Consider the following 14,162-nt stretch of genomic DNA (forward strand, 5'->3'; position numbering starts at 1 on the left):
TCAAAACCTGCTTCACTTTAGTTACGTAGCCTGCTCTCGTCGGCCCGAAAGACCTTGGATACCGTGTAAACATACGTGACTGGACGCCCCGTATCTACCTGAGAGTGCCCTGGCCATCGCATCGTGATTGGTTCGTAATTGATGGATTTATCCAGAAAATATCCCTTCAACTCACCATTTGAAGAGTCCGGGGATAGCAACATGAAACACTGGAAAATCCTTGCAGCCAAAGGGCAGGCAATCGATTCGGCCGGATCCGGCGGCAACGTCCAGGTCCTTCTGCACGCGCCCGCAGCCCACCCGCCCGACGGACGTTCATCCGGGTCTGGCCGTGGATGAAAAAAGTATTGACCCTCACACCAAGGCACCGGGTTCCGATCCACATTCAGCCCTCTCCGCGGCACGCACTTTAACGCCATGGGACGTTGTCTCGAGCACCGTTTTCGATGTCTCTGGATCGGTCACGGGTACGGAGCCGGAACACCGGGCATCGTCGGCATTTTCCCGCCATCCGAGTGGATCATGAATTACGCCCCTCTACATACCGGAATAGGGATTCCGATTCAGTTGCTCGACAAATTTCGGAATGTTTGCACGGAGCCAACCAAAGGGTTCGTGAACTTTGCCTGAATGTTCTCTGTACTCTTTGGATACGGGTATGCCCCGTCCCGCGACCACGCCGGTGTGTAGGTCGAACCGGCTTCGTTGCCTGCCACCCGCTATCAGCCTTCCGCCGCGCAGCCTTGTGGCCCGGTAGCTCCATGCCGGGAACCATCGCCCCGGATGACGCCCCGTTCGCGTTTGCCCAAATCGCTGGTCCCGGAGGCCTCAGCCGTTCCGGAAATTATTGACGGATTTTTCACGCCCGTGTTAGACATGGAGTCTGTGTGTCCGTAACTCCCCATGACCATCCAGCACAGTGCCTCTGGCCGAATCAATAAGGAATTAGCCGTGGATGATCTTGCACAATCGGAACGTATGACCCTGGCGTCCCCCGCCTACGCACTCGACATGATGGCCAATCTGGGCCGCGTCACCCTTGACTGGCGGCACAAATCGATCCCTGCCACCTTTCATGGGCAAAGCGCCGCCGAATTTGTCTCCCGTGGCGTGGAGCTTTCCCAGCTCCAGACGCCGCTGTTGACCCTGGACCTCATGGCCATGACCCACAACCTCAAGCAGATCTCCGCATGGGGCAGCGCCCGCGGGGTGCTGTTGGCCCCGCATGGCACCACCACCATGGCCCCGCAGCTGTGGGCCGAGCAGTTGGAACGCGGTGCCTGGGGAATCACCCTGGCCAACTACGCCCAGATGCGAGTGGCACACGCCCACGGCATTGCCAAGGTTCTTCTCCCCAACACGCTTTCCGATCCTGGGGCAATCGCCTGGGTGGCCTCGGTGACCGGGGACGACTTCGAGGTCGTTTCGTGGGTCGACTCGTTGCAGAGCGTGGAGATGCTTGAAGCCACGCTCACGCGGCTGGCAACAACCACGGGACGCGTGCCCACTCCGCTGCGGGTGATGGTGGAACTGGGCGGGGCCGTCGGCCGTACCGGCGCCCGTTCCATCAATGCAGTGCTGGACATCTCCCGCGCCGTGGCAGCGGCCACGCACCTCGTCCTGGTCGGCATCGGGGGCTATGAGGGGGCACCGGCGCACAGCGCCGACGAGGCCGCCCTGCAAACGGTGCGCGATTACCTGGTCGAAATGCTCAAGGCTCACAAGCTCATTTTGGCGTCGGGGCACTATTCCGAGGGATCGAACCTGATCCTGAGCACCGGCGGCCGGGCCAGCTTCGAAGACGTCGCCTCCATGCTCACCACCGCCATCGATTCCGATGCCGGTGGCCGGCGAATCGATGTCCTGATCCGTTCCGGGGACTACCTGGTGCACGACGACCGGTTCCACCGCGGCATCTCGCACTTCGCCCGTCGGGGCCTCGCCCCGTTCCGTGCCGCCATGCACGGCTGGGCGCGCGTGGTTTCCCAGCCGGAGGAGGGGCTGGCCCTGCTCGACGGCGGCAAGCGCGACTTCCCCTTCGACGAGGGCCTGCCCGAACCCCAGATGATCGGGGCCGACCTGGGCAGTGACATGGCCGAACTTGTCGGTGCGAGCATCGTGACGCAATACGACCAGCACTCGTTCTTGCGCTTTGATCCGGCCACCACCACGGTGAAGGTCGGCGACGTGGTCAGGCTCGGGCTTTCCCACCCCTGCACCGCCTTCGACAAGTGGACGCTGATCCCGGTCCTGGAGGACGCCACCGAGGACCAACGCGTCGTCTCCCTAGTTCACACCTTCTTCTAATGCGGAACGATGCCGTGCGCCCGGTCCCGGTGCGCACCGCCATCACCCGCACCCTCGTCATCGACGGCACCGGCGCCGCCCCATACCCCGGCGACGTCCTGCTGGAAGGCGGCCTCGTCGCCGGGATCCTTCCGGAGGGGAGCTTCGTCGACGACGGGGGCACCCTGGTCATCGACGGCTCCGGCCTGGCGACCTGCCCGGGATTCATCGACCTGCACGCGCGGCCGGACCCGCCCCTGCCGGCGGATCCGGAACGCCTGGCCGCCCTCACCCAGGGCGTGACCACGGAGGTGCAGTGCCAGGAGCTGCACTCCCGGGACACCGTCGCCCAGTACCTTGACCGGCTCGATCGGGGCCGCGGCACCAATGTCGCAATTCTGCTGCCGCAGGGCAGGGTGCGGGCCTTGGCCAGGGGAAGCAAGGAGGGTGCGCCGACGGCCGAACAGCTTGTAGCCCAGGTCAAGGCCGTGGCCGACGCCCTGGAACAGGGCGCGGTGGGGCTGTCCCGGGGCCCGGAACCCGTACCCGGGGCAGACGGTGCATCCGTGGAGCTCGAGGCCCTGTGCACCGCGGTTGCCGCCTACGGCGGCTACCTCTCCGCCTGCCACGACCCGAGCAGCGGCCCGCTGCTGGGCGCAGTCGGCCGCAGCATCAGGCTGGCCGCCAAGACCGGGGTTTCCCTGCAGCTTGCCCAGGTGGGCCTCGGTGCCGGGGAGGACCCCGGAACGGCCGCGGAATTATTGTCCGTGTTGGACTCGGCCATGGACTCCGGGATCGACCTGGGCTGCGATTCCCACCCGTACCTGGAAAGCGCCGTACCGCTGTCCTCGCTGCTGCCGGAGTGGGCACGGGACGGCACGGCGACCGACGTCCTGGCGCGGCTCAACGATGCCGCCGCGCTCGCCCGGATCCGTGCCGAGCTTGAGGCCGACGAAACCCTTGACTGGGACGGTGTGCGCATCGCCTCGGTGGGCTCCGGGCAGCTGTCCATGCTGGTGGGCCAAGACATCGCCCGCATCGCCGCGATCCAGTCCACCGACGCCGTCACCGCCTTCGTGCGGATCCTGGACGCCGATTCACTGGCCACCGGAATCCTGCGGCGCACGGGCAACGAGGAAAACCTGCGGGCGATCATGGCGCACCGCAGCCACAGCGGTTCCGGCGTCGGGTTCCCCGATACCGCCGCCCATCCCGGCACCTGGGGATCCTTTCCGCGCATGGTCGGCCGCTACGTCCGGGAGACCGGGACGATGGACCTTCCGGCCATGATCCACCAACTCACGGGCCGTCCCGCGGCCCGGCTGCGGCTGGCCGGGCGCGGGATTCTTGCCGCGGGAAACGCCGCCGATGTGGTGGTCTTCGACGCGGATGCCATTATTGATGTGGCCACCTTTGCCGAGCCACGGCAACCGGCGGCAGGAATCAAGCACGTGTTCGTCAACGGCGTGGCCGCCGTTTCCGGGCATCTACCCACTTCGGCCCTGGCTGGCCGGGCGCTGCGCCGCAGCGCGGAAGGAATAACACAATCCACATGAATACGCCGGAAATGATTCAGTTGCTCCACCGGGACAAGGCACTGGCGGTGGTGCGCTCCGAGGCCATCACCGACGCCGCTCAATTGTGCGGCGCACTGGTCTCCGGGGGCATCAACGCGGTGGAACTGACGTTCACGACCCCCGGGATGCTCACCCACCTGGCCCGTGCGGCCGAGACCGCGCAGACGCACGGCGCGGTGGTCGGGGCCGGGACCGTGCTGCACGCCGACCAGGCGCGTGCGGCCATCGATGCCGGGGCCCGGTTCATCATCGCCCCGGGGATCCGCCCGGAGGTTGCGGAGGTCGCCGCGCAGGCCGGGGTGCCCTTCTGCCTGGGGGCCATGAGCCCCACCGAGGTGGCCATGGCCCTGGACCTGGGCAGCGCCATGGTCAAGATCTTCCCCGCGGCCATCATGGGCTCGCAATACCTCACCGAGCTGCAGGGCCCCTACCCGGGCGTGCGCCTGCTGCCCACCGGCGGCGTCACCCTGTCCAACGCCAAGGAGTTCCTGGAGGCCGGCGCGCTGGCGGTCTGCGTCGACTCCTCGGTGGTCCCGGCCGCACTGGTCGCCGCCGGCGAACACGACGCCATCGCCAGGCTCGCTGCCGAATTCACCGCGGCCCTGCACTAGCGGCGCCCTCGGGCGCGGGGGAAGACAAACTCCGTCACCGGTGCCCGCACCCGGAGGGGCATGTGATGGGATAAGGGCATGAAACTAGCTACGCTGCGCCGGGCCGGTGCGCCCGAAACCACCTTTGCCGCCCTGATCACCGAGAAGCACTTCACCGAGCTCGACGGCTTCGCCGACGTGGGAGCGTTCCTGGCCGCCGACGCGCAGGCGCGCACCTCCGCCCTGGGCGCGGCAGCCACCGGCACCGCCACCGACCTGGCGGAGGCCGACTACGCCCCGCTGATCACCAACCCGGCCAAGGTGTATTGCATCGGCCTGAACTACCGCAACCACATTGCGGAGGTCGGCAAGGAGGAACCCGAGTTCCCGACGGTCTTCACCAAGTTCGCTTCCTCGCTGACCGGTGCCAACGATCCCATCGAGATCCCGGCCGAGGACCACCGCATCGACTGGGAGGGCGAGCTGGCGGTCATCATCGGGGAACCGGGGCGCCGCATCACCGAAACCGAGGCGCACAAGCACATTGCCGGCTACGCGGTCTCCAACGACGTGTCCATGCGCGGCTACCAGGGCCGCACCTCCGAGTGGACCCAGGGCAAGTGCTGGGACGCGGCCTCCCCGCTGGGCCCCTGGCTGGTCAGCCCGGAGGACTTCGCCACCGGCGCGAAGATCACCACGCGCGTGAACGGCGAGGTGGTCCAGGAGGACTCCACCTCCGACCTGGTCTTCTCCCCCGCCGCGCTGGTGGCTTACCTGTCGGTGTTCAACGAGCTGCGCCCGGGCGACGTGATCCTCACCGGGACCCCTGCGGGCGTGGCCCTGGGCCGCCGCAACGAGGCCGGACGCCACCCGTGGCTGAAGGCAGGGGACGTGCTGGAGACAACCATCGAGTCCCTGGGCACCAGCAGCAACACCTTCCTCTAGGCGACTGCTTCACCGGGCCATTCCCCAAGTGCCGGCGGTCCTCCGCGGCCGCCGGCGGGAGCGGGTCAGCCTGCCTCAGGGGATGAGGACGAGCCGTCCGCGCAGGCCGCCGTCGGCCAACCGGGCGTGGGCTGCCACCGCCTCCCCCAGCGGGTAGGCCTGTGCGACGGAGGTGCCGATCTTGCCTTGGTCCGCGAGTCGAGAGAGCTCGGCGAGCTGGGCACCGTCGGCCCGCACCGTGAGCGCGTCGACACGGACGCCGCGTTCCGCATCGGGTTCCCGCCCCGGCCACAAGCCAACGTAGGAACCACCATCCCGGACGGCGGAGATCGCCGCGTGCCCCAGACCGGCGGCGTCGAACACGCCGTCGAAACCCGCACGCTCCAGGGCCGTCCCCCCGGCTCAGGAAGTGGCTGGCTCCGCGAGAGACGAGGGAGGGTTCGTCGCCGGCCGAGGCCAGCGCGGTGACCTCCAGGCCCTGCCAGTGGGCCAATTCCACGGCGTATCCCCCGACCCCGCCGGCCGCGCCCGTGACGAGCAGGCGTTGCCCCGGTCGCAGCGCCAGCAGGCCCAGGGCCTGCGCCGCGGACAGCGCGTTCAGGGGCAGCACCGCGGCGTGGACGTCGTCGAGTGAGGCAGGGGCGGGGGCGACCGCCTCCGCATCGAGCACGACATAATCGGCGTGTGTGCCCAGCGGCTCGTGGTGGCCCGTGGCCAGGCCCACGACCCGGACCCCGAGCGTCCAGTCGACCCCGGTCCCCACGGCATCAATCGTGCCGGCAACATCCCAGCCCAAGCCGATTCGCTCCCCGTCGCCGCCGAAGACCCCCGAACGCATGGCAACATCCACCGGGTTCAGCGCCGCCGCGCCCACCTTGACCCTCACCTGGCCGGGTCCCGGTACGGGTACCGGGACCTCGGTGATCTCGACTGTCTCGGGTCCACCGAAGCGGGAAACTGTTGCGGCGCGCATGAACATGGCATTCCTTACGGGTTGGGGGTGGGGCGGGCGATTCTGCCGCATCGGATGAAGCCTCCGCGGTGACTTGCGGGCGAAACCGAAGCCCGGTACGAACCGCCGAGCCGATGGTCGCGGCCCAGGACCTGGCCCGCTTTCGCCTGCATGGCGTGTAACTCCATACTGGGACAGTATTGAAATCGATACAAAAGGCACACGCGTGTGCGTAAGCGGAATGGCAGGTGCGCCATGGAACACGACCCGAGCACAGGGCAGGCCGGGGCACTGTCCGGGCCATGCTCCCGCTGGCCGGCGGAACACGGGGAAACCATCCGGCAGATCATCGAGCGCGCGGGCAACAAGTGGGCCGTGCTCGTGGTCAGCTCGCTCAATGGCGGGCCGCTTCGCTACACCGACCTGCTGCACTCCATTGAAGGCCTGTCCCAGCGAATGCTCACCCACACGCTGCACCAACTGCTGCGTGACGGGCTGGTCACCAGGACTTCCTATCCAGAGGTGCCCCCACGGGTGGAGTATGGGCTGACGGATCTGGGCACCACCCTGCTCATCGCCGTCACCACACTGATCGACTGGGCAGGCACCCACCACGACGAGATCCAGGACCACCGCACCCGATTCGACCAGGCGGAGGGCACCGCCTGAGACCCGGTGCCAGGCACGCGCCGGATCCGGAGAGACATGCCGTTCCCTCTCGGCCGATCCCCCTGACGGCGCGAACATGCCACGCCAATCCGGGGCCCGGACCAAAAATCGGCTCCGACGTAACCGCGCATGGATATTGCCGCCACAACTCGTAGGCTGGGGCACATGACGTTTACCACCTGCGACCTCTTCGACAACGATGAAACCCTGCAATCGGTTTCCCTGCAATTTGAGAACCTCGGTGCCCATCCCCGCTTCAGCGGCCCGGTGCGCACGGTGCGCTGCTATCGGGACAACGGTCTGGTCAAGTCCCTGCTCAACTCCCCCGGAAACGGCGCCGTACTGGTCGTCGACGGCGCCGGGTCGCTGGAATCCGCGCTGATGGGCGACATGATTGCCGCCGCCGCGGTGGAAAACGGCTGGGCGGGTGTCGTGATCTTTGGCGCGATCCGCGACCGCGTGGCCCTGGCCGACACCCCGCTGGGGATCAAGGCCCTGGGCTCGAACCCGCGCAAGAGCGCCAAGGACTCGGTCGGCGCGGTGGATTTGGTCGTGGCCTTTGGCGGCGTCACGTTCGTACCCGGTGCGATGCTCTATTCGGACGAGGACGGGATCCTGGTCGCCGCCTGATCGCCCCGGCTGCCGCTACCGCGTGAAAGCGGCCGTCCGTCGGGTCGGCGGGCGGCCGCGGGAACAAGCCATGCCCCATCCTTGTTCTTGTGTAGGCTCGACGGCAGGAACAAATCCGTGGCCACTGCCACGGTGTAGAACCAAATGAGGGGCAGGTAATTCATGAAGGTCACGATCATTGGCGGCCACGGCAAGGTCGCGCTGCTTGCAGCCGCCCAATTGGCCAAGCGCGGCGATGCGGTCACCTCCATCATCCGCAACCCCGACCACGCCGCGGATGTACAGGACACCGGCGCCACGGCCCTGGTGCTGAATGTCGAAAACGCGACGGCCACCGAAATGGCCGAGGCCTTCAAGGGCGCCGACGCGATTGTCTGGTCGGCCGGGGCCGGTGGCGGAAATCCCGACCGCACCTATGCAGTTGACCGCGACGCCGCCATCCGTTCCATGAACGCGGCCGAGATCGCCGGGGCCAAGCGCTTCGTCATGGTCTCCTTCCTCACCGCCTCCACCGAATACCTGGTGCCGCTGGATGACCCGTTCTACCCGTACATGGCCGCCAAGATCGCCGCCGACGAACACCTGCGCGCCAGCGCCCTGGACTACACCATCCTGGGACCCGGCGCCCTGACCCTGGCGGAGCCCACGGGGCTGCTGAACCCGGAGCCGGACCCGGCGGCCGACACCTCCACCTCCCGGGCCAACACCGCCCTGGCCATCGTGGCCGCACTGGACGAGCCGGCAAGCATCGGCCGGACCATCAACTTCAGCGACGGCGACGTCCCCGTCGCCCAGGTCATGGCCTCCGGCAGCTGACCGCCTTCGCCGGGAGGCGCCCCGCCTGCCGCAACGGCGCGACGGCGACCGAGGGCACCGTCCAATTCACCGACGGCACGCTTTCGGTCGCCGGCTCCGCCTCCACCGCGCGCCGCTGACCCCGGGGCCGCCCGCAGCCCGACATAAATGGAACTCAGTTCCTTGACATGAGATGGAGTTCCACGGAAGACTGGTGTGACACAGCCCACATCGATCCATGGAGCCGCAGCAGTGAGCACCCCCACAGCAAACGCAACCCTCTCAGTCGCAGCAATCCTGGCCGAATCGGCCCGACGCCACGCCACCCGCCCGGCCATCACGTTCGGCGGCGCGAGCACCAGCTACGAGGAACTGTGGGACCAGACCCGCGCCTACGCCGGCGCCCTGCGGGACGCGGGAATCGGCGAGGGCGACCGCATTGCCGTGCTCATCCCCAATGTCACCGACTTCGCGCGCGTCTACTACGCAATCCTGTCATTGGGAGCCGTCGTCGTTCCGATCCACGCGCTGCTCAAACGCCACGAAATCCAGTACATGCTCACCGACGCGCAGGTGAAGCTCATGGTCTGCGCGGCCCCGCTGCTGGGCGAGGGAGCACCCGGCGCCCAATCCGCGGGCGCCGAGGTACTCACCGTCATGGCGCCGGAGGCCGGCGACCTGCCACGCCTCGAGGACCTGGCCGCGGCGGCGACGCCCATCGACACCTATCTGCCGCGCAACCCGCTGGACATCGCCACCATCCTCTACACCTCGGGCACCACCGGCAAGCCCAAGGGCGCCCTGGGAACCCACCTGGCACTGGTGGAACAAGTCAACGTCATCCTGCTCAACACCCTGGACATCCGCGCCGGCGACAAGATCTTCGGCGGCCTGCCGCTCTTCCACACCTTCGGGCAGACCGTGGTGCTCAACGCCGGGCTGCGCGCCGGCGCCGAACTGCTGCTGTTGCCCAAGTTCACCGGCGAGGCTGCCCTGTCCATGGTGCTCGATGAGGGCGTACACATCTTCGCCGGCGTCCCCACCATGTACCTGGGACTGCTGGAGGCCGTTAAGTCGCGCCCGGAAACCGCCCCGGAACTGCGCTACGCGGTCTCCGGCGGCGCCTCGCTGCCCATGGTGGTGCTCGAGGCCTTCAACGCCCGCTTCGGCGCGCTCATCCACGAGGGCTACGGGCTGACCGAGACCTCGCCGGTCGCCAGCTTCAACCATGTCGGCAAGGAACCGAGACCCGGAACCATCGGACAGCCGATCTGGGGCGTGGAGGTGGAAATCGCCCGCGCCGAGTTCCACGACACCGTCGAGCTGCTGCCGCGCGGGGAACTCGGGGAGCTGGTGGTGCGCGGGCACAACCTCTTTTCCGGGTACCTGAACCGTCCGGAGGCCACCGCGGAGGCCATGGTGGACGGCTGGTTCCGCACCGGGGACCTGGGAACCAAGGACGCGGACGACTACCTCACCATCGTGGACCGCAAGAAAGACATGATCCTGCGCAACGGCTACAACGTGTACCCGCGCGAGGTCGAGGAAGTGCTGGTGGCCCATCCGGAGATCACCAATGCGGCGGTCTTCGGTGTCCCCGACGAAAAGCACGGCCAGGAGATCGTGGCGGCGGTGACCCTGCTGGCCGGAAGCCTACTGGATGCCACGGCCATCGGCGACTACGCCAGGGAGCGGCTTGCAGCGTACAAGTATCCGCGGCTGGTGGAGATCGTGGCCGAGTTCCCGCTGGGTCCCAGCGGCAAGGTGCTCAAGCGTGAACTGGTCACCCGGTACGGCAAGGAGTAGCCGACGTCATCGGGAACGGGTTGCCACCCCCAGGCTGTAGGCGCTTTCGAAACGCGGGGCACCGGGAAAGTAGAACGTGTCCAGCTCGGTGATCTCAAACCCGGCATCGCGAATCATTTGCGCGGTGGAGCGGGTGAGGTGGCAGCCGCCGGCCAGTGCCTTCTGGATGGGTTCGACCCGTCGCTGGAAGCGTTGGACCTTTTCATCGGGCGCCAGCCCGTGTTCCAGGAAGTGCAGCGCCCCGCCGGGCTTGAGCACCCGCCGGACCTCGGCCAGGGCCGCCGCGGCATCCGGGATGGTGCACAGCGTAAAGGTGCTCAACGCGTCATCGAAGGAGCCGTCGGGCTCCGCCAGATCCTGGCCGTCCGGCGACCCGCGAACGATCCGCGTGCCCGAGGAGGCACGCACGCCGTCCGAAAGCCGCCAGGCGGTGTCTGAGGGTTCAATGGCCACCACTTCGGTGGTGGCCGCCGGGTAGTGGGCCACGTTGCTGCCCGAACCGAAACCCAGTTCCAGCACCCGCCCGCCGAGCCCCGTACACACCCTGGCGCGCAACGGGTCCAGGGACCCGTTGCCGCAGGCGAAAGCGACGATCCGCGGCAGCACGTACTTCGCGTAGAGGCCGGCCATCAGGCGCAGGCCTCGGACTGGTTGGATCCTTTGTCGCCCATGTCAACAGTCTCTGCCCCCTGCGCCGTGCAAGCAAGCGGACGGAGATCCGCCACGTCGCGCGGCACAAAAGAAACGGGCCCGGCGGGTGCGCCGTGATGCGCGCCTGCCGGGCCCGAGGTCACCCGGAGGCGACCGGAAGTCTTAGGCGTTCCACAATCCGTAGGAATCGGCCAGGTCCGCGATCTTCTGGGCACGGGCCAGACGCGGGAGGTAGGACCCGTCGCCGACCGTGGCACCGGCCGCGTGGGCGTCAAGCATGTCGTGGGCCCAGGACAGCTCGTCGGTGCTGGGCGAAAGGCCGAGGTTGATCTCATCGACCTGGGTGCGCGAGAGCGCCAGCTTGCCGGTCATGCCCATGGAGGCGGTGATCGCGGAGTCCGCCAGGACCTCGGCGGCGTCTGCGCCGGGAGCAGGCGGGCCGTCAATGGCGCCGGGGAGCTTGCCCACGCGCGATGCCACCACGAGCTTGCCGCGGGCATAGGCCAGAGCGAGCGGGTCGCCGGAGACGCCGGTGTCCTTGCGGAAGTCGTTCACGCCGAAGGCCAGGCGGAAGGTGCCGGGGGCCGAGGCGATCGCCGTGGCGTTCTCGATGCCGAGTGCGGATTCAACCAGGGCGAGCACCGGGGTGCCTGCCTGCAGGCGCATGGCCGTGTAGGTGACCTGCTCGGGCTTTTCCGTCATGGCCAGCATGACCCCGCGCAGGCCCGGGGCCTTGGACAGCTCGGCCAGGTCCTTGGCCCAGAAGTCGGTGTCGATTCCGTTGACGCGCACCCAGGCGGTCATGCCGGTGGACAGTGCCTCGACCACGGCCTCGCGTGCGGCATCCTTCTTGTCGTCCGGAACGGCGGCTTCCATGTCAAAGATGACCGAGTCGGCCTCGGACGCGAGCGCCGGGGCGAAGTCCTCGGGCTTCGAGGCGTTGACTAGCAGCCAAGAGCGGGAAAGTTTTGCCGGAAGGTTAGCTGCGCGACGGTTACGGAATGCCATGCCTCCAGCCTACCGACTTCGCGCACCAAGGTACCAACGCGGAAGGGTCGGCGCGTACACAAAGCCGCGAAAGGCCGAGAAATGGGCCTTCGGTGTGACTAACTCGACGCCCATGTTTCGCGCGACACCCAAATTGAAGTAGGGTTTTTGAGGCTCTGTATCGGCCGTCACAACGAAGCGCCACCAATCCCCAAGGATAGTCAGCACCATGACAGAACAAACGCTCACACAAGCATCGGGTGGTGAGTCCCCCGACGGCAATCCGCCTCTCGAGCGGGCACTTTCAAACCGCCACATCCAGCTCATGGCCATCGGCGGTGCCATCGGCACGGGCCTGTTCATGGGCTCGGGCAAGACCATCTCGGTCGCGGGCCCCTCGGTCATTTTCGTCTACATGATCATCGGATTCATGCTGTTCTTCGTCATGCGTGCCATGGGCGAATTGCTGCTGAGCAACCTGAAGTACAAGAACTTCGGGGACTTCGCCGGCGACCTCCTGGGCCCGTGGGCTTCCTTCTTCACCGGCTGGACCTACTGGTTCTGCTGGATCGTCACCGGCATCGCCGACGTGGTGGCCATTGCCCACTATGTCGCCTTCTGGTGGCCCGACCTCGCGCTGTGGATCCCGGCCATCCTCTGCATCCTGGTCTTGCTGGCATTGAACCTTCCCACGGTCCGCGCCTTCGGCGAGACCGAGTTCTGGTTCGCGCTGATCAAGATCATCGCCATCATGGCCCTGATCGTCGTCGGCCTGGTCATGATCATCATGAGCTTCGAAACCGATGGCGCACGCGCCTCCTTCACCAACCTGTGGGAGCACGGCGGAATGTTCCCGACCGGCTTCATGGGCTTCGTTGCAGGTTTCCAGATCGCGGTGTTCGCCTTCGTCGGCATTGAATTGGTCGGCACCGCGGCGGCGGAGACCAAGGATCCGGAAAAGAACCTTCCCCGCGCCGTGAACTCCATCCCGATCCGTGTGCTGCTCTTCTACGTCGGCGCCCTGGTCATCCTCATGGCCGTCCGCCCGTGGACCAGCTACTCGGCGGACGAATCACCGTTCGTTGGCATGTTTGCCCTGGCCGGCCTGGTCGGCGCCGCGGGCGTGATCAACTTCGTGGTACTCACCTCGGCGACGTCCAGCGCGAACTCTGGCATATATTCCACTTCACGCATGGTTTACGGGCTGGCCCGAGAGGGCGATGCACCCAAGGCCTTCGGAAAACTCTCGAGCCGCAAGGTCCCCAAGAACGCGCTGATCTTCTCCTGCATGTTCCTGCTCGCCGGCGTGGCACTGCTCTACGCGGAGGGCTCGGTTGCCGAGGCCTTCACCTTGGTCACCACGATCTCCGCGCTGTGCTTCATGTTCGTGTGGTCGATCATCTTGATCAGCTACATCGTCTACCGCCGCCGCCGTCCGGAGCTGAATGCGGCCAGCAAGTTCAAGATGCCAGGCGGATCGTTCATGCCCTATGTGGTGCTGGCCTTCTTCGGTTTCATCATCTGGGCCCTGACCACCCAGCCCGACACCATGATGGCCCTGATCTTCACCCCGATCTGGTTCGTTGCGCTGGGCATCGGCTATCTAGTGCTGCGCCGCAACCCGGCGCACGCGGCAATCCGTGCCGAGCACGACGCCAAGGTCGCTGCCGAGCACGCCGCACGCAGGGCCCGCCTGCGCGCCTAGCATTCCGCAACACGTCAAGACGGCGGCTGGGAGAACCCTATTTACGGGTTCTCCCAGCCGCCGTCTTTCATATGGGAGGGGAAGCCGGCCAGGCCTTTCAAGGCCCGGAACGTCAATTAAGGCAAATCGGCTGGGCATGCTTGCGTTCCGTCGGCTCCGGGGAGCAGGCAGCGACCTGAAGCAGGGAGAACTTTTCGCCGTAAAGCCCGAGGTTCACGTCGCAGTGCGCCATATACAGGGATTCGGGTACCAGCCGGATCCACTGCCCGTGAAACTCGAAGACGTCGCCTTCCCCGTAGCTCGCGCCGCGTGCCAGCAGCGTACGGACCAGGTGGTGCATCAAGCTCGGGGTCCCCTGGGGAAATTCGGTGAAGTCCTCCATTCCGGCAATCAACTCGGGAAGGCCCTTTTCCGTCAGGCCGACCGAATAGCAAACCTGCAGCCGGTGCTCCGAATCCGAGTCGATGACGATGCCGTAGTCCTCCCGGCGGATCATCTCCCGAAACGGTTGCAGCATCGCCAGGTGTTCGGGATCCACGGCTGGTCCAAACAACATGTCCTTGCCCCCT

General features: G+C 66.8%; 14 protein-coding genes and 1 pseudogene. 10 read left to right on the forward strand and 5 right to left on the reverse strand.

The genetic code is table 11. The annotated features are described in order from the left end of the window. The first annotated feature begins 951 nt into the window (after window positions 1-951). The 4 genes from ACIPVK_RS13295 (at window position 952) to ACIPVK_RS13310 (ending at window position 5,398) form a co-directional block, all read left to right on the forward strand. Window positions 952-2,307 (forward strand): amino acid deaminase, encoded by a 1,356-nt coding sequence (locus tag ACIPVK_RS13295; protein ID WP_407612453.1) that lies wholly within the window; start codon window positions 952-954, stop codon window positions 2,305-2,307. Beyond that, complete coding sequence (locus ACIPVK_RS13300; protein WP_407612454.1) at window positions 2,307-3,842, forward strand: amidohydrolase family protein; 1,536 nt, start codon at window positions 2,307-2,309, stop codon at window positions 3,840-3,842. The genes ACIPVK_RS13295 and ACIPVK_RS13300 overlap by 1 nt, the downstream gene beginning before the upstream one ends. Further along, complete coding sequence (locus ACIPVK_RS13305) at window positions 3,839-4,474, forward strand: bifunctional 4-hydroxy-2-oxoglutarate aldolase/2-dehydro-3-deoxy-phosphogluconate aldolase (RefSeq protein ID WP_407612455.1); 636 nt, start codon at window positions 3,839-3,841, stop codon at window positions 4,472-4,474. Before ACIPVK_RS13300 ends, ACIPVK_RS13305 begins: the two co-directional genes overlap by 4 nt. Before the next feature lie 78 nt (window positions 4,475-4,552). Then, a complete protein-coding gene (locus tag ACIPVK_RS13310; RefSeq protein WP_407612456.1) occupies window positions 4,553-5,398 on the forward strand; it encodes a fumarylacetoacetate hydrolase family protein in 846 nt (281 codons plus the stop codon). Between the two features lie 75 nt (window positions 5,399-5,473). On the opposite strand, the gene ACIPVK_RS13315 is transcribed toward ACIPVK_RS13310, so the two are convergent. After that, complete coding sequence (locus ACIPVK_RS13315) at window positions 5,474-5,785, reverse strand: zinc-binding dehydrogenase (RefSeq protein WP_407612492.1); 312 nt, start codon at window positions 5,783-5,785, stop codon at window positions 5,474-5,476. A gap of 97 nt (window positions 5,786-5,882) precedes the next feature. On the opposite strand from ACIPVK_RS13315, the gene ACIPVK_RS13320 reads away from it, so the two are divergent. Then, complete coding sequence (locus ACIPVK_RS13320; RefSeq protein WP_407612457.1) at window positions 5,883-6,032, forward strand: hypothetical protein; 150 nt, start codon at window positions 5,883-5,885, stop codon at window positions 6,030-6,032. Window positions 6,033-6,047: 15 nt separating this feature from the next. On the opposite strand, the pseudogene ACIPVK_RS13325 reads toward ACIPVK_RS13320, so the two are convergent. Further along, a pseudogene (locus ACIPVK_RS13325) lies at window positions 6,048-6,422 on the reverse strand (alcohol dehydrogenase catalytic domain-containing protein); the annotation flags it as partial. Window positions 6,423-6,605: 183 nt separating this feature from the next. On the opposite strand from ACIPVK_RS13325, the gene ACIPVK_RS13330 reads away from it, so the two are divergent. The 4 genes from ACIPVK_RS13330 to ACIPVK_RS13345 all read left to right on the forward strand — a co-directional run bounded on the left by ACIPVK_RS13330 (window position 6,606) and on the right by ACIPVK_RS13345 (window position 10,250). Next, complete coding sequence (locus tag ACIPVK_RS13330; RefSeq protein WP_407612458.1) at window positions 6,606-7,019, forward strand: winged helix-turn-helix transcriptional regulator; 414 nt, start codon at window positions 6,606-6,608, stop codon at window positions 7,017-7,019. A gap of 165 nt (window positions 7,020-7,184) precedes the next feature. Continuing rightward, window positions 7,185-7,649, forward strand: coding sequence for a ribonuclease E activity regulator RraA (gene rraA, locus ACIPVK_RS13335; protein WP_407612459.1), 465 nt, complete (start codon window positions 7,185-7,187; stop codon window positions 7,647-7,649). 162 nt (window positions 7,650-7,811) lie between these two features. Then, window positions 7,812-8,465 (forward strand): SDR family oxidoreductase, encoded by a 654-nt coding sequence (locus ACIPVK_RS13340; RefSeq protein WP_407612460.1) that lies wholly within the window; start codon window positions 7,812-7,814, stop codon window positions 8,463-8,465. A gap of 231 nt (window positions 8,466-8,696) precedes the next feature. Then, window positions 8,697-10,250 (forward strand): long-chain-fatty-acid--CoA ligase, encoded by a 1,554-nt coding sequence (locus ACIPVK_RS13345; protein ID WP_407612461.1) that lies wholly within the window; start codon window positions 8,697-8,699, stop codon window positions 10,248-10,250. Window positions 10,251-10,256: 6 nt separating this feature from the next. On the opposite strand, the gene ACIPVK_RS13350 is transcribed toward ACIPVK_RS13345, so the two are convergent. Next, entirely contained in the window at window positions 10,257-10,880 is a 624-nt protein-coding gene (locus tag ACIPVK_RS13350; RefSeq protein ID WP_407612462.1) for a class I SAM-dependent methyltransferase, read from the reverse strand. 183 nt (window positions 10,881-11,063) lie between these two features. After that, the gene (locus ACIPVK_RS13355) at window positions 11,064-11,909 is read right to left on the reverse strand and encodes an HpcH/HpaI aldolase/citrate lyase family protein (RefSeq protein WP_407612463.1); all 846 of its coding nucleotides are present in this window, start codon (window positions 11,907-11,909) and stop codon (window positions 11,064-11,066) included. A gap of 208 nt (window positions 11,910-12,117) precedes the next feature. Between ACIPVK_RS13355 and cycA the strand changes: the two genes are divergently transcribed. After that, a complete protein-coding gene (gene cycA / locus ACIPVK_RS13360; RefSeq protein WP_407612464.1) occupies window positions 12,118-13,593 on the forward strand; it encodes a D-serine/D-alanine/glycine transporter in 1,476 nt (491 codons plus the stop codon). Between the two features lie 112 nt (window positions 13,594-13,705). Here cycA and ACIPVK_RS13365 read toward each other — a convergent pair whose 3' ends face one another. Beyond that, window positions 13,706-14,149, reverse strand: coding sequence for a hypothetical protein (locus ACIPVK_RS13365; protein WP_407612465.1), 444 nt, complete (start codon window positions 14,147-14,149; stop codon window positions 13,706-13,708). Window positions 14,150-14,162 lie beyond the last annotated feature (13 nt).

Source organism: Paeniglutamicibacter sp. MACA_103 (genome assembly GCF_045798555.1).
In the GTDB taxonomy this organism is placed as follows: Bacteria; Actinomycetota; Actinomycetes; order Actinomycetales; family Micrococcaceae; genus Paeniglutamicibacter.

Coding starts and splice junctions, on each gene's coding strand:
- ACIPVK_RS13300 (WP_407612454.1), top strand. CDS start 2,307: ATGCGGAACGATGCCGTGCGCCCGGTCCCGGTGCGCACCGCCATCACC.
- ACIPVK_RS13305 (WP_407612455.1), top strand. CDS start 3,839: ATGAATACGCCGGAAATGATTCAGTTGCTCCACCGGGACAAGGCACTG.
- ACIPVK_RS13310 (WP_407612456.1), top strand. CDS start 4,553: ATGAAACTAGCTACGCTGCGCCGGGCCGGTGCGCCCGAAACCACCTTT.
- ACIPVK_RS13330 (WP_407612458.1), top strand. CDS start 6,606: ATGGAACACGACCCGAGCACAGGGCAGGCCGGGGCACTGTCCGGGCCA.
- rraA (WP_407612459.1), top strand. CDS start 7,185: ATGACGTTTACCACCTGCGACCTCTTCGACAACGATGAAACCCTGCAA.
- ACIPVK_RS13340 (WP_407612460.1), top strand. CDS start 7,812: ATGAAGGTCACGATCATTGGCGGCCACGGCAAGGTCGCGCTGCTTGCA.
- ACIPVK_RS13350 (WP_407612462.1), bottom strand. CDS start 10,880: ATGGCCGGCCTCTACGCGAAGTACGTGCTGCCGCGGATCGTCGCTTTC.
- ACIPVK_RS13355 (WP_407612463.1), bottom strand. CDS start 11,909: ATGGCATTCCGTAACCGTCGCGCAGCTAACCTTCCGGCAAAACTTTCC.
- cycA (WP_407612464.1), top strand. CDS start 12,118: ATGACAGAACAAACGCTCACACAAGCATCGGGTGGTGAGTCCCCCGAC.
- ACIPVK_RS13365 (WP_407612465.1), bottom strand. CDS start 14,149: ATGTTGTTTGGACCAGCCGTGGATCCCGAACACCTGGCGATGCTGCAA.